The sequence below is a fragment of the Dysgonomonas sp. ZJ279 genome (assembly GCF_011039205.1).
GTDB lineage: Bacteria > Bacteroidota > Bacteroidia > Bacteroidales > Dysgonomonadaceae > Dysgonomonas.
In genome coordinates this window covers 22296-45986 of the sequence record NZ_JAAKEL010000014.1, presented here as the reverse complement: position 1 = coordinate 45986, position 23691 = coordinate 22296, and the positions used below count along the sequence as shown (strand labels likewise).

The window sequence follows — 23691 nt, the reverse complement described above, 5'->3', positions numbered from 1 at the left end:
TAATAAACTAAAATGAGAAAATTATTTTTAGGGATAGTCATTTTCTTCTTAGCTTTTTCAGTAAAAGCTGATGAAGGGATGTGGCTATTAAAAGAACTCAATGAATTGAGTGTTGCTCGAATGAAAGAGCTGGGTTTCACATTTCCTACGGATAGTATTTATAGTGAGACAAATCCATCGTTAAAAGATGCTGTTGTAATATTTGGCGGAGGCTGTACAGGTGTTGCCGTATCCGATCAGGGATTAATTTTTACTAATCACCACTGTGGTTATGGTGCCATTCAGAAGTTGAGTTCGGTAGAGCATGACTATTTGAAAGATGGTTTTGTGAGCCAAACTTTTGATGAAGAGTTGAAGGCCGATGGTTTGTCTGTATCTTTTTTACAAAAGGTAGAAGATATCACAGCTTATGTTACGGCTGGAGTGTCGGAGAATGATAGTGAAGAGGTGCGTCAAACTAAAATAGATTCATTATCGCAAGAGTATTTGAAACAATATGAGGGTAATGAGTTTTTAACTGCAAAAGTAGTACCCTTCTATTCCCACAACAAGTATTATGTGGTTGTTTATGAGGTATTCAAAGATGTGAGATTGGCATTTGCTCCGCCATCATCTGTCGGTAAATTTGGGGGTGAAACAGACAATTGGATGTGGCCACGTCAGACAGGCGATTTCTCAGTATTTCGTGTATACGCCAATAAAGATAATGGTGCAGCTTATTACAGTGCTGAAAATGTACCTTACAAACCTAAATATTCAGTGCCTGTTTCATTGAAGGGGTATGAGGACAATAGTTATGCAATGACTATTGGCTATCCCGGAAGTACAGAACGCTATATGACATCATGGGGTATTACTCAAATGGTTGAATCGGAGCATAAACCACGTATCGAAGTTCGTGGAGCAAAACAAGATATATGGAGAGCAGCAATGAATGCTGATGACGCAATTCGTATAAAATATGCATCGAAATATGCAGGTAGCTCTAACTATTGGAAAAATGCAATGGGGATGAATGAAGCTATTGCTAAGCTAGATGTAATAAAAGGAAAAGAAGAGCTTGAAGCCCGATTCAATCAGTGGATTGCTTCAGATGCAAGCAGGCAAACTAAATATGGTTCGGCACTTCCCGCGCTAAAAGAAGCATACGAGGCAACTATGGATGATGCTAAGATACGTACTTACTTTCAGGAGACTTTCTACAATGGTATTGAGGTTGTCCGTTTTGCGAGCACTGCATATTATGTGAGTAACGATAGTACAATTACAAATAAGGAGACCTCATTGAGAGGAAGGTTGACTACTCCTTACAAAGATTATGAGCCTAACTTGGATAAAGTAGTAATGCCTGTATTGCTTAGACTGTATGCAGAAAGAGTTCCGGCTGCGAATTTACCAAGTGTATATAAAACTATTGAGAAAAAATTCAAAGGTGATTATGATAAGTATGCAGAATGGTTTTATAAAACAACTAAGTTTACGAATCTGGAAGATGTAATTGCTTTAATCAGCAGTGGCAAAAAGAAAGATATAGAAAAAGATCCTGCTATTGAGCTTGCTAATTCACTAACTTCATGTATGGAGTATATATACAATAAGTTATCTCCTTATTATCCTGCAATGAGCCAAGGCGATCGTTTGTTTATGGCTGGATTGATGGAAATGGAGCCTAATAAAGCTTTCTCTCCAGATGCTAACTTTACTCAACGTTTAAGTTATGGTTCTGTAGGTGGTTATAAGCCTGCTGATGCAGTGTACTACGATTATTTCTCGACATCGGAAGGTGTATTGGAAAAGGAAGTGGCCGGTGATCCTGAATTTGGTGTGCAAGAGTACATTCTTGATAATTTGAGATCAGGTAATTTTGGTCAATATGCAGATAAAGACGGTACTATGCATGTAAACTTCCTTTCTAATAATGATATTACAGGAGGAAATTCGGGTAGCCCTGTATTCGATGGCCAGGCGCAACTTATCGGATTAGCTTTCGATGGTAACTGGGAGGCTCTAAGCGGTGATATTGTATTTGAGCCAAAGGTACAACGTACCATCAGCGTAGATATTCGCTACGTGCTTTACACAATAGATAAAGTAATGAAATGTCCTCGTATTATAAACGAATTGAAGATTGTGAAATAAAAGCACAATTATTTATAATAAAAAAGACCTGCAAGAAATTGCAGGTCTTTTTTATTATAAATAAAGAACAATTAATTAATAAACGTGTCCATCATCTTCGAAGTCTTTTGCATCGAAAGGTTTTTTCTCCATTACTCCCCAGGCATATATAATATATCCTAGTACTATTGGTACAAGAATAGATACTACAGCCATAACTGAAAGAGTAAACTCACTTGAAGAAGCATTCTCGATTGTAAGAGAGCTTTGTAAATCGTGAGTAGAAGGATAGAAAGCTGTATTGTTGAAACCTGTTATAAGAAGCAGGCAGCATACAGTCAAAACTGTTCCAATACCCGAAAACCAGATTCCTTTATTATATTCGCTGCTGATTATTGATTTACCGATTCCTAGAAGAACCAATAAAACGCCTGCAACAAATAATATTCCAACCACTGGCATTTCTAGTAAGTTATTAAAATATTTGTAGAGAACCATTGATACTTCTTTGGTTTCAGGATCTACAGCAAATCCGGGAGATGCGAATGTCCAAATAACAAATACTAAGAAAAATAGAACAAATGGAAAAGCATTAAACATTAGAAGTTTACGAGCTCTTGAAACCAACTTCTCATCTTGCAGACGATTAATAAAGAACAAGCAAGCTAATGTTCTGGATAAGAAGAAAACTGCAAGCCCAAGCGTCCAGTTACGGGGATTAGCTAATGCTTCTAATCCGTGCCATGCACTCTCCCAACGGCTGATTGTAGGATTGATCAAATCTGTAATATTTCCCTTTCCTACAGTAAATTCAGAACCAGTGAAGAATGTAGCAATAGCGGTTCCTAGTAAAAAAGTACCAAGTAATCCATTTAAGAATAAGAAGACCTGATACGTTCTTTTTCCGTAAACATTGCCCGGTTTCGACTGAAATTCGTAAGATACTGCTTGTATAACAAAACAAAACAGAATTGCCATCCATACCCAATATGCTCCACCGAAACTAGTAGAATAAAATAGTGGGAATGAAGCAAACATAGCTCCACCAAATGTTACAAGAGTAGTAAATGTATATTCCCACTTACGTCCTAAAGCATTTACTAATATATGGCGCTCTTTTTTATCTCTGGCTAGTGAGAACAACATCGATTGTCCTCCTTGCACAAAGAGAAGGAAGGAAAGGAGTCCACCAATCAAGCTAATTAAGAACCACCAATAATGTTGTAAAAATGAATATGTAATCATAATTATATCTTTTTATTTATTTAAAAATCTGATTTACACTTAATATTAGTGAGATCCCGGACCCTTCCTTATTTGATTTAACATAATACGAATCTCTGCAATCAACAGAGCTGTAAATAGAATAAGGAATAGGAAGAATGTTATTATCACAGAGTTGGTAGATATGGCTGAAACCGCGGCCTGAACGGGCAAAACATCTTGTATAGTCCAAGGCTGACGGCCCATTTCTGCTACTATCCATCCTGCTTGTCCGGCAATGTATGCGAGTGGTATAGACCATACACATGTCCATAAAAACCATTTTTTAGACTCCAGATTTTTTCGATATAAGAAGAATAGTACTGCTGTAAATAATAAAATGAAATATCCACCTAAATAAACCATAATGTGGAAAGCCCAAAATACCATTGGTATATTAGGTATTAATTGCTCAGGAGTTTCTAAATAGCCATAGCCAAAATAAGCATAGTTTTCACGTAATACTTCTTTAAATCGGGCTGCTTCTGTTTCGTTGCCAGCCTTTTTGGCTATTTTATAATCAGCAAGAGCTTGAATAGCTGTTCTTCCTTTAGTTTGTTTTTCAGTAAAAGATAGTGCCTTACCTCCTTCGGGTAGTTCATAACCACCTTCTACTATGTCTTTTATTCCCGGAACAAATGCATCGAAATCATTATATCCCATCAGTGAAAGAGCCTTAGGTATTTTTATGTCGAAAATATATGGTTCAATACCGTCATTATATGATTTTTTATCGGGGTTAGGTATTGCTACTGCAATAAGACCCTCACCATGTGAACCCTCGTAAAGGCCTTCCATTACGGCAAGCTTCATAGGCTGTTTCTGAGCAACTTGATAAGCAGATCCATGACCTGTCCATGCTGTTAATAAAGAAGCTACTAATCCAAATGCAGCAGCTACTTTCATGCTTTGTCGTGCAAATTCGATTTCTCTTTTCTTGATAAAATACCAAGCAGATACACCTACTACAAAAACTCCACCTAATATCCAACAAGATAGTACGGTATGGAAGAATTTATTAATGGCTACAGGCGATAAAGCAATTTGCCAAAAGTTAATCATTTCATTTCGTGTGGTGTCTGGATTAAATTCCATTCCTACTGGATATTGCATCCATGCATTAGCGATAAGGATCCATAGAGCCGATAGTGTAGCTCCTAGTACTGTAAGCCAGGTGGCAGCAAGATGGGCTTTTTTACCCACACGTTTCCATCCGAAGAACATGATTGAAATAAATGTGGCTTCCATAAAAAAGGCTAATGAGGCTTCGATAGCTAATGGTGCTCCAAAGATATCACCTACAAACCAACTGTAGTTGGACCAGTTGGTTCCGAATTGGAATTCAAGTATAATACCTGTTGCAACTCCAATTGCAAAGTTGATACCGAAAATAACCATCCAGAATTTGGCGGTTTTTTTCCACTGCTCGTTACCTGTACGAACATACATTGTTTCCATGATCGCCATGATAACCCCTAGTCCTAAAGTAAGAGGCACAAACAACCAGTGATACATTGCTGTCATTGCAAACTGGGCTCTAGACCAGTCTATTAATGATGCATTCAATAATTCCATAAACATTGAGTATTAGTTAATGATATCAGTCTTTTGATTTATTTATTAGTTCTTCACTTACATAGTCAGCCTTGCTACTAGCATCGTCAAACTTTGAATTCAAGAAATTGGGAAAGAAAAATGGACGCAGAATTAAGAACATGATAATCAGTTTTATAATCACCAAAGTCCATAATGTTTTTCCTATCGTCATGCTTTTAAAGCCGTCTCGAAACATAGTGAAGAAGTTGAATTTAGGTAATGTTTCGCTCATATCTATTCAGTTTATTAGTTATATCTATTGTACTTAGTAATATTTATCACAAACCGTATGTAAACTACTGTTTACATATCTTTTATTTTTTTGATACAAAAATTAATATATTGTATTGTAATATATTAACTCTTAGGAATGTATAATCTCTATTGTGTGTAAAATTATAAAATATATCTTAAGCTTCTCCTATCGGACCGTTATTCATCGGAGGGAGAAAACCTTCTGCATTATCAATGTCTACATGACCATTTTGTTTTTCATATCTCTTGATATTCTCATTCAACGCATGTAGCAAACGTTTTGCCTGATCGGGAGTCAATATTATTCGTGACTGTACCTTTGCTTTTGGTAATCCCGGAACTACCCTTATAAAATCAATAACAAACTCAGATGAAGAATGTGATATTATAGACAAGTTTGAGTATGTACCTTGTGCAATATCTTCGGGAAGTTCTATTTGTATCTGATTTTCGTTATCTCTATTGTTCTCCATTGAATTCTTAAATGTTTTTCAAATTTACTTTAATAAATGGTTTCTACACAAAGGAAAGAAAATCAGTTATAAAAACAAAATATAAAAACGATATTTTAAAGCACTATTATATTATTATTCTTTATTGGCCGTAGCCTCTGCTTTTATACTGTAAGCAGTTCTTTCTATATTGCTGTTTTGTATCTCGACTTCTATTGGCTGAACCTTAGCTTTTCTTTTTCTAAGCACTATTAATTGAGCTATAGTTCCTATTACCCCTAAGCCTATCATTATAAACCGCATCTTCCCATAATCAAAGACTAAAAATGCAGTAATACAGACCATACACCACATAAAGGCTATTGAAATAATTCGGGCTTTTACGCTTAATCCTCCGCTTACCCGATTGATATAATGACCGGTAAGTTTGTTATTTAATAGTCTTTTATGCAATTGTGGCGATCCTTTGGCAAATAAGAAAGCTGTGAGTAGTATAAAAGGCGTCGTTGGCAAACCGGGAGTTATTATTCCCAATAGACCCAATGTTAAAGTTATCAACCCCAATGATATGTATATATACTTCAGCATAATTACTTATTTATATTCGAAATCCCTTATCAGTAAAGGAAAAGCAAAGTAATGAAAAAACAGTGAATTATATTATCTATAACTCATCTTAATTATCTATAACATTACATTTTAACTAATTGCTTGCCAGAGTGTAAAAAATGTAGTATATTTGCGCCGTTAAAAATGCAGGATGATATATTGCTCTAAGAGTAGAGGTAGTTATTCTGTTCCCAAAAATTGGGAGGGTCTGTTTCTTTTCTGTGAGGAATTGGAAATCGGCTTTAGTGGTAACCTAATGATTATTTTATGAAGTATTTGAAGTACTTCTTGATTGTAGGCGTGGTCTTTATAAGTTTATCGTCGAATACAACAAGAACTTCTAGGCTTTCGGAAGGTATTTATCCGGGAAACCTGTTTCCTGATATACAAAATTTAGAAAACGTATCAGGAACAAAAATTAGTTTGTCTGATCTAAGGGGACAAAAAGTATTGGTAAACTTCTGGGCGGCTTACGATGCCTATTCTCACAAGAATAACGTTCTTTTTTCGAATGTAATTGAAAAAGAAAATTATCCGGTGAAAATGGTATCAGTATCGTTCGATGAAAGTGAATCTGTTTTTGAAAAAACAGTAGCTATAGACAAAATAACTGAAGAATATCAGTTTATGGCTAAAGGAGATGTTTATACAGACCTGTTCAACCGTTACCAATTGGAAAAAGGATTCAGAAACTACTTGATCGATGAGAATGGAGTAGTTGTTGCAATGAATTTAACAGCCAACCAATTAGATCAATTGCTGAAAGAAAATTAATTAAATTTACTATTTATTAAAAGCGTTTCATTTTTCGAAGTGAAACGCTTTATTCTTTATACCTTGTATTTTATTTGGTACTTTAAGATAAAACAATTACTACAAAACAAAGCATAATATGGGAAAAGGGTTGATTTCAAAAACATTAGACTGGGCATACTCAAAAGCAATTGTCGGTTTTACCGGTGTTGACTCGGCCTATGATTTAGCTAATAGTTATTTAGAGCAAAAAGGCACTCTTAGCCATCAAGTAGATTCTCTCATAAAATGGCAGGTAGCAAAAGCTGCAACCAGTGGCTTCGTTACAGGATTAGGAGGTGTAACAGTAATGCCTTTAACAGTTCCCGCGAATGTTGCCAGTGTGATTTATGTGCAAGTGAGAATGATTGCAGCGATAGCCTATATGGGCGGTTATGATATAACGAGTGATAAAGTGAAATCGCTAATTTATATCAGTATGGCAGGTAATGGGGCAAAAGAGCTTTTGAAAGATTTAAGTATAAGATCCGGAGAGAAAGTTCTGACAAAAGTACTTCAAAAAATCAGTCTAAAGGTTGTATCCACTAATGCCGGAGAGAAAACTGCGGCTAATATAGGAAAGGCAATTCCTGTTTTAGGCGGTATAATTGGTGGCTCTTTCGATGGTATATCTACAAAAATTATAGGTAAAGTAGCTAAAAATATTTTTATTGACAAGGATAGTCAATCTATAGAAGTTGTCGAAGTTTATAGGATATAATCTGTTGATAATTTAAATTTTACACCTTGTTTTATCGCTTTTTCAAATATCAATTCTGCTCTTTTATTATTGGGGTTAATCCATGACATGCAATCAGTTAATATAACTATCTTTTTTGCTAATTCATTGCATTCATCCAATATGTCATTTAGAGAGTTAGCTACACAATAGTCAGCAGCTTCACCGACTAATATAACTTCATCATAAGAATTTAACAGAGATAACAGTTTTGTATTGAGACTGGTTTCTGGTTGTCCCTCCCACTCTACTGCTGCCTTAAATATGCTGTAATGCTCTGTCGATTGATTATAACCTTTATAGAATAATTCGTAAGATTTGTTGTTGGATATTGCCCAGATAGATAAGTAGTTGATAAGACGTTTATTTATAGCCCAACCTTCACTCCCCAATACGCAATGCATTGGCCAGATTGTACACACTTCACCTTTTTCTGTAAGTTTTTCGAAGTAGTGAATAGCTGACTCTTTATTATATTGTGGTATCCAACGACTATTACTAACGTCGTCTAATGATATAGTAGTAAACAGAGAAGGATTGTTTCCATCTTTATCTTTCCAATAGCATTGATGGGCAATGTGTATAGGTTGATGCGAGTCGAGAGTAAGTGCTACATAATCGATTCTAGCCTGATTTTTATTTATGAAACTTACTATTCTTTCTATATCGCTATCAGCTCCTTTTACAAATAAGGATCCGGTAGGTGATGTAAAATCATTTTGGAGATCTATGCCCAATATTGCCACATTTGTTTTCATCTATGTAACTTTATATATGATACAAATATAAACAAAAAAGCAACCCCGAGAGGTTGCTTCTTCTATCTAAGTAAGTAATGTTATTAATAACGAGCTTCTACTTTGCTCCAGTCAATAATTTTCCACAGTTCAGTAAGATGATCGGCACGACGGTTTTGGTAATCCAAATAATATGCGTGTTCCCAAACATCAAATCCTAAAAGTGGAGTTAAGCCTTTTGTTACAGGGTTACCGCCATTTGGTTCTTTAGTGATTTGCAATTTACCTGCAGCATCTTTAGCAAGCCATGCCCATCCCGAACCGAATAAGCCTGTTGCAGCTGTATTAAATTCTTTTTTGAAGTTTTCGAAAGAACCCCATTCAGCATTTATAGCATCAGCTAGTTTGCCTTTAGGTTCACCGCCTCCTTTTGGAGAGAATGTTTCGAAATAAATTGTATGATTAAGAATTTGTCCGGCATTATTAAATATAGCGCCATCGCTTTCTTTTACTATTGTTTCTATGTCAGCATTTTCGAACTTAGTTCCTGGTACAAGGTTGTTCAGGTTTGTAATATATGTTTGAAAGTGCTTACCATAGTGAAGTTCTACAGTTTGTTGACTGATAACTGGTTCTAAAGCATTAGTTGCATAAGGCAACTTAGGTAATTCAAATTTCATAGCTTTTGTTTTTTGATTATTATTAGTATTGTTTATATCTTGAGCCTTTACTCCGCATATAGTCAGAGCAGAAAGCATTATACATGTCAAAATTGTTCTTTTCATAAACATAATTTCTTAAATGAATGTACTAAATTAACAAATACAATCCGGATTTGTTTACTTTTTCGATCATAATTAATATAGATTATCTTTAACTTTCATTGATAATACTAATGCGCTACTCATTATCAATAGATAACGTCTATTTATTTTCTATTTTTATTTCATTCCATAAAATATATTCTGCAGAATTATATACCTTTGTGACATACATAATTATATAAGGCACCTAATGCTATGATATTTTTAGATAAAGCATCCGTATTGTCAGAAGTAATAGAAGAAAATCATCAGTTGATACCTGTTCTAAACCGATTTGGTATAAAACTGGGATTGGGTGATAGAACAATTGGTGAGATATGTAAGGTATCGGATATTAATGCCGATTTCTTCCTTGCTATTCTAAATACCTACCTTAATGAAGAATATTTTCCGGAGCGTATATTGCAAAAGTTTGATATAGAGCTAGTCGTAGGATACTTAAAACAAACCGATATGTATATGGTGAAAGGCCAACTGCATAATTTAGAAAAACATATGCATGCTTTCATCGCCATGAGCGATCCTAATAACAAGCAATTAGAATTGATCGGTCGTTTGTTTTTCAAATTCAAGAATGAGCTTATCAGTCAGATAGAACAAGGAATGGTAGAAGGAGAAACTCCCCTAGCCTTACTTGTCGATCTTAAAAGTATTATTATAAAACATCTTTCAGGAAACTTCAACGAGAATATGTGCTACGCTGTAATATTTTCGATAGACAGTTTAGAAAAAGACTTATATAGGCATAATAGAATCAGGGAGAAGATACTTAAACCAATGATAGCCGATTTAGTAGAATCGGGTGTTGATGATTGGCAAGACCTAATATCTAATGACAGTTCACAGAAAGCAGATAAAGCTGCAATCTCTCAACGAGAGTTAGATGTGCTTCGCCTTGTTGCTATGGGTTTTCTAAATAAGGAAATAGCCGACAAACTGAATATTAGTTTGAATACAGTTTTGTCACATCGAAAGAATATCACATCCAAATTAGGGATAAAGACTGTTTCCGGACTTATATTCTATTGTATCACGCATGGATATATTTCTGCTGACGAGATTGAATTATAATATGATTAATGTTGTTGGATAATTCCTCTCAACCATTTTACTAGAAGCATAATAGCAATAGCTGCCACAAGGCAAGCCGTAAAATTCATTAAGAAGTAATAGGCTTTATTGTCGAAAGAATCCCACAAGCCGGCGACCATTCCACTTAGTTTATTTCCTATCGAGGTTGATAGAAACCATCCCCCCATCATAAATGATGTGATATTTTTAGGGCTGACTTTAGATGTCAGAGATAGGCCGATCGGGCTGATTAATAATTCTCCAACTGTAAGCACTCCATAAGTACAAATAAGCCATAGAGCGGACGCTTTGTCTGTATAAATATCTGTAAATATCACGGCGCAAGCCATTACTAATGACGATAGTCCCGTTATTAGCAGCCCCCATCCCATTTTGGCCGGAGTAGAAGGTTCTTTACCCTTACGTCGTAAAAATGTAAATATGCTGAGCACCAGAGGTGTAAGTATTATGATAAAAAAAGGATTTACCGATTGAAATATTTCGGTAGAAATAAGGCTTGTAGATTCTCCATCCTGCGGTAATTTGTCTGTGGCTGTATTTTTATAGTAGTAAGGATAATCAATACCTTTCATTACTTTACCATTTTCGTCTATAATCGTCGCCATTTTACTGTCAAGTAAGATAACCGAATCCTTTTTATAAGTAATGTTTTCTACAAAGCCAAGCGCATTTGCTTTGTCAGCAATAGAGGGACTTATAGTACGTTCTGTATAGTTCTCGGCAAAGGTGGTTAATGCTGTGGCATTTTGTTTAAACACAGCCCAGAATACAATCATGATAGCAAATATCGCTAACAAAGCTTTTATCTGTGGACGCTCATGCTTAGGCGATCTTAATATCAATGACGCGTAGAATATAATTACAGGAATAGTTCCTATAAGAAAAGCATCATTCGAGTCTGAACCAAATATATTGCCGGGTATGAGCCATCCTATACCACCGCAAATAATGGCGGGAACAAATACATACAGCAATACTTTACCAATATCGGAACCCGAATTCTCGGATTTTTTAATTATGTCCCCTTCTTTTATGTGACGTGTTCCGGATAAGAATATAATGATACCTATAAGCATTCCTACTCCTGCAGCTAAAAAGGCATATCCCCATCCATAATTATTGCGCATATATGCTGCTATGAAGTTACAAATGAAAGCTCCAAGGTTTATTCCCATATAGAAAATGCTATATCCCGCATCTTTATTGCCTTTGTATTCATCTTTGGCATATAGATTTCCCAGTAATGTAGATATGTTCGGTTTAAAGAAACCATTTCCGACAATAATAAGTAATATAGCGATCCACATAGCTGTTTCGCCCGGTATGGCAAGTGTGGAGTAACCGGCTGACATAAGTATTCCTCCCAATAATATTGATTTGCGATAACCTAATAATTTATCAGCAATCAAACCTCCAAGAAAGGGTGTCAGATAAACTAATCCCAGATAAGTTCCTACTATATCGGCGGCACTTGCAGGCGAAAGACTCAGTCCATCGGCATCCTTCAAATAAAGAAGGAAGATACCCAACATGAGGTAATAACCGAAACGTTCCCACATTTCGGTGAAGAACAAATATTTTAATCCTTTTGGGTGGGCGCTTACTTTCTTTGTCATATATTGTTTTAGATGTGTTTTTCAAAAATAAGAAATATACTTTTTTGTCTAATGAACTAACCTTGAATAATTATATATACTTTTGCAGAAATATTTTACTGAACTCAATAATGAATTAATCATGGATAAATTAAACAGGTATATTTCATTCGAATTACTGCTGGCTCTTCTCATTATTATTGCATTCTTTCTTCCATGGATAGATGCCGGATTGGTTAAAGTAGTTGGTTGGGATATTCCCAGAACTCAAAAGTCTGTAACTAAAGTGACCAATTTCTTTTCAAAAAATAAAGAATCTATTTATCAGACTTATGCTATATTCCTAGTTCCTGCGTTCAGTCTTTTATCAATGATATTCTGGATATATATGAAACAAACAATATCCAGAGTTATACTATTTATCAGCGGACTATTCGGATTTATACTATCTATCTATTTGTTCTTCAATCTTCCTAAAATAGGTAATGGTGTATATTTACTATGTATTTCGTCACTTATTTCTGTAATATATTTATTCTTTAGCTTTAAGAGCATGAAGAAAGCTGATAATACAGAAGAAAATATTGAACTCTTGCCAAAGCAAGATAATGTATTAGAAGAATAATTAATCTTCTTCTACAACCAGATTGTCGATAATAAATTCTTGTCGTTCGGGTGTATTTTTACCCATATAGAAGTTAAGCATATTGCTTACAGAGTCTTCTTTCTTCATTGTCACACGGTCGAGACGAATATCTTTTCCTATAAAGTGCACAAATTCGTCGGGTGAAATTTCGCCGAGACCTTTAAATCGGGTAATTTCGGGGTTTACTCCCAATCTATTCATTGCATCAATTCTTTCTTCCTCCGAATAGCAATAAATTGTTTCTTTTTTATTTCGAACACGAAATAATGGTGTTTGCAAAATGTAAACATGATTTTTCTTTACCAAGTCTGGGAAGAATTGTAAGAAGAATGTAAGTAACAGCAAACGAATATGCATACCATCAGTATCAGCATCGGTAGCAATGATTATCTTGTTGTAACGTAGTCCATCCAAACCATCTTCTATATTTAAAGCGGCTTGTAACAGATTAAATTCCTCATTCTCGTACACGATCTTCTTTGTTAGTCCAAAGCTATTCAACGGTTTACCTCGAAGACTGAATACTGCTTGTAGGTTAGGGTTACGGCTTTTGGTAATTGATCCGCTGGCCGAGTCGCCCTCTGTGATGAAAATAGAACTTTCATCCAGATTATCACCTTTAGTATCATTGTAATGGATGCGGCAATCACGTAGCTTTTTATTGTGCAAATTAGCTTTCTTTGCACGCTCGCGAGCCAATTTGGTTACACCGGCAATTGCTTTGCGTTCTTTTTCTGACTCAAGTATTTTCCTAAGTAAAGCTTCTGATGTATCGATATGTTTATGGAGGTAATTATCCAGTTCTTTTTTCAAAAAATCACTAATGAACTTTTGAACGGATACGCCACCGGGGCCCATATCTCTCGAACCTAGTTTTGTCTTAGTCTGAGATTCAAAAACAGGCTCTTCTACTTTTATACTGATAGCAGCAACTATACCAGTGCGTATATCGGCATAATCGAAATTTTTATTGTAATATTCTTTTATAACACGTGATACTGCTTCACGAAAAGCCGACTGATGGGTTCCTCCTTGTGTTGTATGTTGACCATTTACAAACGAGTAGTATTCCTCACCATATTGGTTGCTATGTGTTATAACAACTTCTATATCTTCATCTTTCAAATGAATGATCGGATAGAGTGGCTCAGAAGTCATATTCTCGTTCAGTAGATCTACAAGACCATTCTTGGAGAAGAATTTCTTACCGTTATATACAATTGTCAGCCCTGTATTCAAAAATACATAGTTTTTCAAAAGATTCTCTACATAGTCATCTTTGAAAACATAGTTCGTAAATATTGTACTGTCAGGGATGAACTCAATTAATGTACCATTCTCTTCTGTAGATGGCTGTATTTTGTCCTCTTTGGTGGTAATTGCCTTACTATATTCGACAGCTGTAGTCTGCCCTTCGCGGAAACTTTGGATTTTGAAATAGCTCGATAAAGCATTAACTGCTTTGATACCAACCCCATTCAGACCTACAGATTTTTTAAAGGCTTTAGAGTCATATTTGGCTCCGGTATTCATCTTAGAAGAAACGTCCTTGACTTTCCCTAAAGGTACACCACGACCGTGGTCGCGAACGCGGACTTCTCCATCTTGTATAGTTACTTCGATTGTTTTACCGAAGCCCATCATAAATTCATCGATAGAGTTGTCTAATGTCTCTTTCAGAAGTACATAGATACCATCATCAGCAGATGAACCGTCACCCAATTTTCCAATATACATACCCGGACGTCGGCGGATATGCTCCTGCCAATCAAGGGTTTTTATATCATCATCCGAGTAATTTCCATCAAGAGGTAAATTATCTTTTTCTTCTTCCATAAACTATCTTTATCCTTTCTTTATCGATTTCTTTTGTAAAAATATGAAAAATATCGGAGGATGAGAAATTATTTAGTCATCCTGTTTCTATTCCTTGTCTTAGTTGAGATGCTTTATATATGCTACACGTCTCTTATGATTTTCCGCATCGAAACCATCCCATAGAGATGATACTTTATTGTTCATTTCCAATTCGGGATTGGATTCGGCAAATTTGAAACCACATTTAAAAGAAGAAGGTATAAAGTCATTGAATATAATCGCATTAACTCCTTTTCCCTGATATTCGGGAGCAATACCGATTAATAAGAGGTCTACTACTTTATTTTTCTTTCCTTTCAAATCTCTTAGCAACGGATACCATCCAAAAGGAAATAGCTTACCTCTCGATTTGATTAATCCTTTAGACAGACTCGGCATTGCTATAGCAAAGCCTACAACTTCGTCTGTTTCTTCTTTTATGATGATAGTGACCAGATCCCAACGAAGGAGTGGCACATACATATTTACATAATAATCTATTTGCTTTTGTGTAAGCGGTGCAAAACCGTATAGAGGCTTATAAGCTACGTTAAGCAAATTAAACAAGGCACTAACGTATGGTGTAATCTGTTTCAGGCTTTTAAACTTTAATACTTTTAAGCCATATCGTTGCGAGATCATATTGGCTATACGTTGATGTCTTTCGGGAACGGCAGTCGGTACGGGCATACGGTATTCGTTCCATACCACTTCTTCCTCAAACTCAAGACGCTCTATTTGTTCTTTATAGTACGGGTAACTATAAGTTGTAGCCATGGTTGATACTTTGTCGTAGCCATGTACAAGCAACCCTTCGTGATCTAAGTCGGTAAAGCCCATCGGGCCTACTATCGCTGTCATACCTTTGCTGATAGCCCATTTGGTCGCTGCGGCAAATAAGGCATCTACTACTTCGTTGTCATCAATGAAATCGACAAAACTAAAGCGGGCATTTCTTCGCTCCCATATTTCATTGGCATTATGATTAATAATTGCTGCTATTCGCCCTACTATTTTATTATCCTTGTAGGCTAAAAACAATTGCATTTCGCAAAAATCGAAAGCCGGATTTTTTTCTACATTGAGGGTTTCCAATTCATCTAAAATCAATGATGGAACATAATAAGGGCAATCCTTATATAATTTGATCGGAAACTTGACAAATGCTTTTTTTGCAGCTTTATCACTATTACTTATTTCTTTTATAATTACAGACATGCGATATTATTAATTCATCTTGTTTCTAAAATCTTTTAAACTTCTCTCTATATTATTTGACAGTATCATATTTATATATTTTTCCATCACCATGCAGGATATATCTTCCATCAATAATCGATTTCTCAACATTTTCTTTAGATACAGAATATCCTAAATATTCAGATAATATATAAATACTACTCGATCCGTTGATCAATGATGTTTCGGGATCGATATATTTATCAACAATCGTTTCTATTTCGGCTGCTTTATTATTGATCACAATTATAGGTACTTCAAATTGAGAAGTTCCCTGATTAGGAAAACCATGTCCTAATCCTATAATTTCGCTATGATCGGGTATATAATACAATACAGAGCATGAATCTTTTTGCATTTCGTTATATATACCTCTTAGTACCCTATCTGTATGATGTATAGTCCTATCATACTGAGTTATCTGATCATTACCTCCTGCTATTGCAGCAACATCTATTTCGTCAAATCTTTCGCTATATGATAAATGACTACCTGTAAGATGGATTATAATAAATTGCTTTTTGCCTTGTTTTTTTCTATCAGCTATTACAGGAAGCAAATCTAAATCATTTTCAGATGTTTTAGTGTTAAAAAAGTTATAATTCGCATTCATCGCTACATAACCGATGTAACTGCCATTAAAATCCAGTTGTGCTTGATTTGATATCCAAAGGGTTTCGTATCCGGCATGATGAGCTAAATCTATTATACTTTTCTCTCTGAAGAACGGATTTATATCAGTTGGGGTTGCAAACGATAATAAAATACGGGTAGCATCCCGCGTAAAAGGAGCTGGAGCTATACCATCATAATATTTAATATTATTGGGGGATGCAGCATTCAGGCTATCCAGAAATGGTGTAGTCTTTTTAGAATATCCATATAGAGAGTAATGGTTTCTCCACGAACTTTCACCTATGATATAGTATATTTTTTCTGGTGCTAATTCTGTATTTTCTAAAACAATACCTTCGGGCAAGACTCTTTCGGATGTTTTATAAGAGTTTAATTTACTCATCTCATCCCTATAAACTAAATAAGTTACACAATCATTATATATCAATGGAAAATGTTGTGCGGTAAGTAATTGAACTGTGTTTAATGGGAACATGGCAAAGTCACCCATTCTTACTTCATTTATTGTAATTTTACGATACAGTATTCCGGGAATAAATAAACAGCTATATATTAAAAATACTGCTAGTGATTTTTTTATTGAGAAGTTGATCGGTTTAAGTTCTTTTTTTGATTGGAATATCAAAAGTAAGGTTATCCCCAATATTATAATTGCCTTGAATAATGCATCAGTAAGCACCTCTTTGGCTTCTGCTGCATTCGTTTCAAATATTGATCCTAATATACCGGATGTTATGGAGGTTGAATATACAAATGCAAAATAAGAATCTATGGAAATAAGTATAGCAAAAACAACACTAAATATACTTGAATATTTCATCTTAGCAATGATGTTAAGAATGAAAAAGAAAGATAAAGCAGTGGCTATTGCAGGTTTACTTATACGACCTTCTAAGTTAGAATATGTAGCAAGTATGGATATAATGCAAAAATATAAAAGACAAAGTATCGTGAATTTATATTTAAAAATGAAGCCGGGGATTTTTTTTACAAAATCTATAATCATTAGTTGTATATTCTATTTAATTAGATAGCGAATGGCTTTTAAACCATAGGCGCTTTATTATATTCTTAGTCTATCAGCTTTAATATGCAAAGATACAATTTTATTGATCCCAGTTCAAGCCAGTCTTTTTATCTTCGATAGTTTATAAGTATATATACCTGATATTTCATAAGTACCGTTCTGGTCTATATCGTCAATTCTAGCATTATTTGCCACATGAATAGCTTTATAACCTCCCATATAGATACCTGCACGGAATGTTTTACTATCCTTCTCGAAAAATAATAAATCTCCCGCTTCTGCATCCGATATATTTTCGATAATTATTCCCTCATTTGACTGTTGACGAGCAAAACGAGGTAATATATAACCATTTACAGAGAATACTGTTTGTACGAAACCAGAACAGTCCATCCCGAATATATTTTTCCCGCCACATAAATAAGGAGTATTAAGCAAAGACATAGCTGTTGGGACAATCCCCTCTTTATTGCTTTCGGGCAAATATGTTATAAAACTGGGGTGTATCTGATATATTTTACCGGCAAGTTCAAATTTACTGGTATTTGCGTCATAATTTGGAATAAGGCTTCCTATTGTAAAGCGGTATATGGTTTTATCAGTCAGACAAAACACATCAGCCATAGGCACACAAACCCTTATGGTAGGCTGTTTTTTTATTTCTTCTATTTCTTCTGACGATAATGGGTGAAGCCCATCTTTTTTTACCCATCCGATATGTTTGTCAATGCAGTTTTCTATTTTGCAAAAAGCTTCGTTTTCCTCTAATATTGCACAGTATTCTCCAAATAATAGCTGAGATGTCATTTCAGAGCTCTCTTCGACATCTACTCTAATAGCTAAAATCGTATTTGTATTTATCGCAAAATCCATAATTGTAGCTATTTTATTACCAGATGAGTTCATTTTCAGAAATCAGATAATCCATTTTAATATCGTTATCATCAGTCGGAATTTGATCTAATAATTGAAAATCGAAACATATCCCTACTTTAGGGGCTGATAACTTTGGTAAAAAACGGTCGTAATAGCCTTTTCCCCTACCCATTCTGTTCATCTTACGATCGAAAGCCATGCCCGGAACTATAATAAGATCTACTTTCTTGAAATCGGTAAAGTTTTCGCCTTTAGGCTCTTGTATACCATACGACGACTTGCTGAAAATTGTAGAAGAATCATATTTACGGAAAACAAGATTGTCATTTTCCACTACAGGCAGATAAAAATCTTTAGTATTGTGCCACCTTTCGATAAAATCTACTGTAGAGACCTCGTCGAGTAAACTGTTGTATATAAATATAGTCTTAGAATCTTGAAAAATACCTGTAATTTCTAAGATTGAAAATACCTCCTCGGAACGAATAAATAATTCTTTAGGTGTGTATTTTTGTTTAATAGTAGAAATTTCTTTCCTAAGCTTCTCTTTTGCTTGTTGTTTCATCTTAAAAAACTAGAACTCTAGTATTGTAATATATAGAGTATATTGTGATTTTATTTAAATTAGTGCAAATTTACATTACTTTGCTAATAATGCCTTATTTTTAGGCCTTAAAACATTTTGACGATCAAAATAAAGTATTATTTCGTTTGTTTTTATGACGAATCTAACTTAAACTGAATGTAACGAATGGGTTTTATAACTAGATTTTTTCAAAGACCGATTTTCTCAGATAAACGGTTTGTTTTTTCTATTTGGATTTTAGTAGCTTTATTCGCTGGTTTAAAGCATGCTTTCAATGGAGTCAATAATAATTATTTAATCTTTAAATATGTATTTTATAACACTCTTGATCAGGTTAATTTGTATGCAGGATACGCTGATAAGTATTTTGATGTAAATCATTATGGCCCTATATTTAGTTTAGTTATTGCCCCATTTGCTTTATTGCCGGACTCTATTGGAACTATATTATGGGAGGTTTGCATTGCAATAACTTTATTAATAGCTATCTATAAACTACCTATTATTTGGAAGGGCAAAGTTATTATATATTGGATCGCACTGCACGAATTATATGTAAATGCAACAAACAGTAATACTAATACACTTATTGCAGCTCTTATTATTGGTACTTTTATCTGCATAAAATCCCAAAAGGAATTCTGGGCGGCATGCTTTATTACTTTAGGTTTATTTATTAAGCTGTATGGAGTTGTTGGGTTAGCTTTCTTTTTCTTTTCGAAAAATAAAATTAAACTGATAGGTTATCTATTTTTATGGAGTTTTATCTTCTTTGTCTTGCCAATGCTTATATCTTCTCCACAGTTTGTAGTACAGAGCTATATCGACTGGTATAACGAACTTATAGTGAAAAACGATTCAAATACTATCTCACTTATGCAAAACATATCAGTGATAGGAATGATAAGAAAGATCGGCGGATTGTATGAAATATCTACTCTTGTTATAATTTTACCTGCCATGTTTCTATTTGCATTACAATATATACAAGTCCGGGCTTATAGTAATCCTGTGTATCAATTTGGTATTTTGGCTTCCACATTGATGTTTGTAGTATTATTTAGTAGTGGGTCAGAGACTTGTACTTATATAATAGCCATCACAGGTGCTGTGTTGTGGTTTTTAATTCAGAAAAAACCGTATAGTAAATATGTAATGTCACTTTTCATTATTACAATAATCATCACTATTTGTGCCGGTTCTGATATTGCCCCTGCTTTTATCAGGAGCGATATTATCAGACCATATGCTTTAAAGGCTTTGCCATATTTCATTGTATGGCTGACATTGATATATCAACTCGTAACATTTCGAAAGTCAGAAACTAGCGTTTTATCAAATGGCTACATAACAGATAATAAATAAAAATCAGATAAAAGGAAAAAGGGTAAGAATTTGGAATTCTTACCCTTTTTCCTTTTATAGTTGATCTTATTAGTGATTTACTTATATTTCCCTTTTCTTATAGATTCGGGCGTCGCTTTATTATTCTGGAGAAGCTCTACAGCCTTCTTTATAGCTGTATCGTCTCGTTGGTATAACTGGTAAAAACCTTCGTCACCAAATACATTACGTATAATTAGTGCCTCTAATTGATTTTGCATAAGTCTCCTTGATTCGTCAATAAGATAGGGGCGACGGCGTATTCCTTTATTTTCGGCGTAACTTACCAAATTCTCAACCAAAGGCTGCTTCGTTAAATAGTCAGCAGCATCTTTCCATGTCTTGAATCCTTTTAATTTCGCACGGTTATTTTCAGTATAAGCAAATGCATATTCTTTCAATAGGCCGGAATAGGCCACTTTAAGATAATATGAATTTACACCAATAGTATCTCGTGGAACAAATACATCGGCTAATATCCCGTCATTACCATATACTGGTCTTCCACCTGTAGTGTGGAATAGAGGAAGGTTGTCAAATTTAATGCTGTCTCTGCTATCGAATTCACCTCTTTTGTATCTATTTTCCAGATCTTGTCCATATACATCACCTTTCCCTCTTTCGTATGCTTTTTGTATGCATCTGCCTGATGGAGTATGGTAACGAGCTATCGTTAATCGTAGAGCTGAACCATCGCCGAATATATGTTGACTTTGAACAAGTCCCTTTCCGAATGAACGGCGGCCAACTATTAGTCCTCTATCGTTATCTTGTATAGCCCCTGCAAATATTTCACTGGCCGAAGCACTGCCTTCATCGATAAGTACTACTACTTGATTTGTTTTGCATGTACCCGAATTATCAGCGAAAACATTTTCCCGAGGATAAGTACGCCCTTCTGTATAGACAATTAATTCACCTCCAGGTAAAAATTCGTTTGTCATCATTATTGCAGCACCTAGATACCCTCCTATATTTTGTTGAAGGTCGATAATAAATGATTGACAACCTTGACTTTTTAATTTGGCAATAGCGGATATGAATTCATCATATGTTTTGCCTCCAAATTTGCTTATTTTGATATAACCAATCTTATCGTCCAACATATAAGCAGCATCAACACTTTTTACCGGTACATCTGCACGAGTAACAGTGAAAGTGAGTAGTTCTTTGCTGGTTGACCTCTTGATTCCGAGTTCTATTTTTGTGTCTTTAGGGCCTCTCAAACTTCGGAAAACTTTTTCGTTGCTTATGCCCTTACCTACAAGCGTACTATCGTTTGCAGTAACAATACGGTCACCAGGCATTATTCCAACAGCTTCAGATGGACCTCCGTATATAACATTTACAATGGTTACAGTATCGTTTTGTATCATAAATTCGACGCCGATACCGGAGAAATGCCCGTCGAGCTCATCGCCTGTAAGTGCCATATCTTCTGCAGATATATATGTAGAATGTGGATCAAGTCCCGAAATAATATTTGGGATTGCATTTTCTATCAACTCGTTCATATCTACAGTGTCGACATACGATTTGTTGATGTAATTAAATATGTCTTCGAGCTTATTTTCTTCTTTACCAAAAATGCTACCAATGGAATTTATTCCGGAAAATTTATTGCCTATAAATATACCGACAGCTATACTGAAAGCTATGATTAAAGGCAACCAGAGGTATATTCTCTTATTATTGTTCATTCTCTTCTTTATTTATATCGTCAAAATTATCAATATCTATGTATGTAGTTTCTATACCGGCTCGTTCCAATAGGGCACAACCATCGGTACGCCTGTATTTTTGGTTATATACCACTCGTTTAATGCCTGCCTGAATAATTAATTTTGCACATTCGATGCACGGCGATGTTGTCACATACATTGTAGCACCCAAGCTACTGTTGTGCGAGCATGCAACCTTACTGATGGCATTCGCTTCGGCGTGTAAGACATATGGCTTGGTTTCGTTATCTTCATCTTCACAAATGTTCTCGAATCCGGATGGGGTGCCATTATATCCATCAGAGATGATCATCTTATCTTTCACGATAAGGGCACCAACTTTTCGACGTTTGCAATAAGAATTTTCAGCCCAGATAGTAGCCATTCTCATATAACGCTCGTCCAATAGTCGCTGTTTATTTTCACTCATATTTTTACGTTATCAAATTGCGACACAAAAGTACAAAAAACTGGCGTATTATACTGGAAATAAAACAAAAAAGAATCCATAATGTTTTATGAATCCTTTTTTGTTTGATACCATTTGGTCAATAATTAAATTGAAAGGGTTTTCAGTGTATTTAATAAATCCTCTTGGATTGGTTTGTTTTTCTTAATTGCTTTAGAAAAAGGAACATATACTATTTTGTCGTTTTGAATTCCAATCATCACATTGCGTTGATCGTCTTTCAATGCATCTATAGCAGCGGCTCCCATTCTACTGGCCAGAATACGATCGCTGGCAGTTGGCGATCCTCCTCGTTGTACATGTCCTAATATAGTTACACGAACATCATACTGAGGATATTCTTTTTTCACACGTTCGGCCATTGACATGGCTCCCCCTGTAATATCTCCTTCAGTAACGAGAACAAGGCTACTGTTTTTACTCTTTCTAAATCCGTTAGAGATAAGATCTCCTAATTGGTCTTGTTGGAATGTCATTTCAGGGATAATGGCAGCTTCAGCTCCCGATGCAATAGCACCATTCAGAGCAAGGAATCCGCATTCGCGGCCCATTACTTCAATAAAGAATAAACGTTCGTGTGAACTCGCTGTATCTCTAATTTTGTCAACAGCTTCCATAATCGTATTCAAAGCAGTATCGTATCCGATGGTAAGGTCTGTTCCCGAAAGATCATTATCTATGGTTCCCGGTAAACCAACTATTGGTAAATCGAATTCCTGAGCGAAAATACGTGCGCCGGTAAGTGAACCATCACCACCAATAACAATTAGAGCATCTATTCCTTCTCTTTTAAGAGCTTCGTATGCAACTTTACGACCTTCGGGAGTCAAGAACTCCTGACAACGTGCAGTTTTCAATATAGTTCCGCCTTGTTGTATAATATTACTTACACTGTTTGTTTTAAATGGGACAATTTCGTCAAATATAAGACCTCTAAAGCCACGCATGATACCTTTGACTTCTATGTCATTATAAATTGCAGCACGAGTGACAGCGCGAATAGCAGCATTCATACCCGGGGCGTCTCCCCCTGATGTTAAAACTCCAATACACTTAATGTTAGCCATAATCCTTGTTTATATAAATTGTATAATTGCTATTATTCTTTGCTATTTCAATAAAGATATGCAAATTTAAAAATAAAATCAATCTCAAACGTAATTTGAGTAGCAATTTGTA

The 23691-nt window shown here is 35.2% G+C and carries 22 protein-coding genes; 6 read left to right on the top strand and 16 right to left on the bottom strand.

Features of this window, described 5'->3' with window-relative positions; translation table 11 throughout:
* Nucleotides 1-12 precede the first annotated feature (12 nt).
* The gene (locus G7Y57_RS12925; RefSeq protein WP_165024743.1) at nt 13-2139 is read left to right on the top strand and encodes a S46 family peptidase; all 2127 of its coding nucleotides are present in this window, start codon (nt 13-15) and stop codon (nt 2137-2139) included.
* 75 nt (nt 2140-2214) lie between these two features.
* Here the strand turns inward: G7Y57_RS12925 and G7Y57_RS12920 are convergent, their stop codons facing one another.
* The 5 genes from G7Y57_RS12920 to G7Y57_RS12900 all read right to left on the bottom strand — a co-directional run bounded on the left by G7Y57_RS12920 (nt 2215) and on the right by G7Y57_RS12900 (nt 6272).
* Complete coding sequence (locus G7Y57_RS12920) at nt 2215-3363, bottom strand: cytochrome d ubiquinol oxidase subunit II (protein ID WP_185153938.1); 1149 nt, start codon at nt 3361-3363, stop codon at nt 2215-2217.
* A 45-nt stretch (nt 3364-3408) separates the two neighbouring features.
* Nucleotides 3409-4956 carry a cytochrome ubiquinol oxidase subunit I gene (locus tag G7Y57_RS12915; protein WP_165024741.1) on the bottom strand — a complete coding sequence of 516 codons (1548 nt, stop codon included), beginning with the start codon at nt 4954-4956 and terminating at the stop codon, nt 3409-3411.
* A gap of 25 nt (nt 4957-4981) precedes the next feature.
* Nucleotides 4982-5209 carry a DUF4492 domain-containing protein gene (locus G7Y57_RS12910; RefSeq protein ID WP_165024738.1) on the bottom strand — a complete coding sequence of 76 codons (228 nt, stop codon included), beginning with the start codon at nt 5207-5209 and terminating at the stop codon, nt 4982-4984.
* A 178-nt stretch (nt 5210-5387) separates the two neighbouring features.
* Entirely contained in the window at nt 5388-5705 is a 318-nt protein-coding gene (locus G7Y57_RS12905) for a DUF3467 domain-containing protein (protein WP_165024736.1), read from the bottom strand.
* A gap of 114 nt (nt 5706-5819) precedes the next feature.
* Complete coding sequence (locus G7Y57_RS12900; protein ID WP_255491446.1) at nt 5820-6272, bottom strand: YbaN family protein; 453 nt, start codon at nt 6270-6272, stop codon at nt 5820-5822.
* A 288-nt stretch (nt 6273-6560) separates the two neighbouring features.
* Here G7Y57_RS12900 and G7Y57_RS12895 point away from each other — a divergent pair, with 288 nt between their 5' ends.
* Together G7Y57_RS12895 and G7Y57_RS12890 are read left to right on the top strand one after the other, a co-directional pair.
* Nucleotides 6561-7067 (top strand): peroxiredoxin family protein, encoded by a 507-nt coding sequence (locus G7Y57_RS12895; protein ID WP_165024734.1) that lies wholly within the window; start codon nt 6561-6563, stop codon nt 7065-7067.
* Between the two features lie 118 nt (nt 7068-7185).
* Nucleotides 7186-7806, top strand: coding sequence for an EcsC family protein (locus tag G7Y57_RS12890; RefSeq protein WP_165024732.1), 621 nt, complete (start codon nt 7186-7188; stop codon nt 7804-7806).
* Here the strand turns inward: G7Y57_RS12890 and G7Y57_RS12885 are convergent.
* Together G7Y57_RS12885 and G7Y57_RS12880 are read right to left on the bottom strand one after the other, a co-directional pair.
* On the bottom strand, nt 7794-8582 hold the full coding sequence (locus G7Y57_RS12885; protein ID WP_165024730.1) for a hypothetical protein: 789 nt from the start codon (nt 8580-8582) through the stop codon (nt 7794-7796). The genes G7Y57_RS12890 and G7Y57_RS12885 overlap by 13 nt on opposite strands.
* 83 nt (nt 8583-8665) lie before the next feature.
* Nucleotides 8666-9241, bottom strand: coding sequence for a superoxide dismutase (locus G7Y57_RS12880; protein ID WP_165024825.1), 576 nt, complete (start codon nt 9239-9241; stop codon nt 8666-8668).
* A 339-nt stretch (nt 9242-9580) separates the two neighbouring features.
* On the opposite strand from G7Y57_RS12880, the gene G7Y57_RS12875 reads away from it, so the two are divergent.
* Nucleotides 9581-10456 (top strand): helix-turn-helix domain-containing protein, encoded by an 876-nt coding sequence (locus G7Y57_RS12875; RefSeq protein ID WP_165024728.1) that lies wholly within the window; start codon nt 9581-9583, stop codon nt 10454-10456.
* Between the two features lie 5 nt (nt 10457-10461).
* Here G7Y57_RS12875 and G7Y57_RS12870 read toward each other — a convergent pair whose 3' ends face one another.
* Nucleotides 10462-12093, bottom strand: coding sequence for a peptide MFS transporter (locus G7Y57_RS12870; RefSeq protein WP_165024726.1), 1632 nt, complete (start codon nt 12091-12093; stop codon nt 10462-10464).
* Between the two features lie 121 nt (nt 12094-12214).
* On the opposite strand from G7Y57_RS12870, the gene G7Y57_RS12865 reads away from it, so the two are divergent.
* Nucleotides 12215-12697 (top strand): hypothetical protein, encoded by a 483-nt coding sequence (locus G7Y57_RS12865; protein ID WP_165024724.1) that lies wholly within the window; start codon nt 12215-12217, stop codon nt 12695-12697.
* Here G7Y57_RS12865 and G7Y57_RS12860 read toward each other — a convergent pair whose 3' ends face one another.
* The 5 genes from G7Y57_RS12860 to G7Y57_RS12840 all read right to left on the bottom strand — a co-directional run bounded on the left by G7Y57_RS12860 (nt 12698) and on the right by G7Y57_RS12840 (nt 18918).
* Nucleotides 12698-14554 (bottom strand): DNA topoisomerase IV subunit B, encoded by a 1857-nt coding sequence (locus G7Y57_RS12860; RefSeq protein WP_165024722.1) that lies wholly within the window; start codon nt 14552-14554, stop codon nt 12698-12700.
* Nucleotides 14555-14653: 99 nt separating this feature from the next.
* Nucleotides 14654-15793, bottom strand: coding sequence for a hypothetical protein (locus G7Y57_RS12855; protein ID WP_165024720.1), 1140 nt, complete (start codon nt 15791-15793; stop codon nt 14654-14656).
* A gap of 52 nt (nt 15794-15845) precedes the next feature.
* Nucleotides 15846-17456, bottom strand: coding sequence for a sulfatase-like hydrolase/transferase (locus G7Y57_RS12850; protein WP_255491442.1), 1611 nt, complete (start codon nt 17454-17456; stop codon nt 15846-15848).
* Nucleotides 17457-17570: 114 nt separating this feature from the next.
* Nucleotides 17571-18350: a C40 family peptidase gene (locus tag G7Y57_RS12845; protein ID WP_165024716.1), complete on the bottom strand. Its 780-nt coding sequence runs from the start codon at nt 18348-18350 to the stop codon at nt 17571-17573.
* A 16-nt stretch (nt 18351-18366) separates the two neighbouring features.
* Nucleotides 18367-18918: a 5-formyltetrahydrofolate cyclo-ligase gene (locus tag G7Y57_RS12840; protein ID WP_165024714.1), complete on the bottom strand. Its 552-nt coding sequence runs from the start codon at nt 18916-18918 to the stop codon at nt 18367-18369.
* A gap of 186 nt (nt 18919-19104) precedes the next feature.
* Here G7Y57_RS12840 and G7Y57_RS12835 point away from each other — a divergent pair, with 186 nt between their 5' ends.
* On the top strand, nt 19105-20304 hold the full coding sequence (locus G7Y57_RS12835) for a glycosyltransferase family 87 protein (protein ID WP_165024712.1): 1200 nt from the start codon (nt 19105-19107) through the stop codon (nt 20302-20304).
* Nucleotides 20305-20381: 77 nt separating this feature from the next.
* On the opposite strand, the gene G7Y57_RS12830 is transcribed toward G7Y57_RS12835, so the two are convergent.
* The 3 genes from G7Y57_RS12830 to pfkA all read right to left on the bottom strand — a co-directional run bounded on the left by G7Y57_RS12830 (nt 20382) and on the right by pfkA (nt 23579).
* Nucleotides 20382-22022: a S41 family peptidase gene (locus G7Y57_RS12830; protein WP_165024710.1), complete on the bottom strand. Its 1641-nt coding sequence runs from the start codon at nt 22020-22022 to the stop codon at nt 20382-20384.
* Nucleotides 22012-22473, bottom strand: coding sequence for a dCMP deaminase family protein (locus G7Y57_RS12825; protein WP_165024708.1), 462 nt, complete (start codon nt 22471-22473; stop codon nt 22012-22014). Before G7Y57_RS12825 ends, G7Y57_RS12830 begins: the two co-directional genes overlap by 11 nt.
* 125 nt (nt 22474-22598) lie before the next feature.
* Complete coding sequence (pfkA, locus tag G7Y57_RS12820) at nt 22599-23579, bottom strand: 6-phosphofructokinase (RefSeq protein WP_165024706.1); 981 nt, start codon at nt 23577-23579, stop codon at nt 22599-22601.
* Nucleotides 23580-23691: the final 112 nt, after the last annotated feature.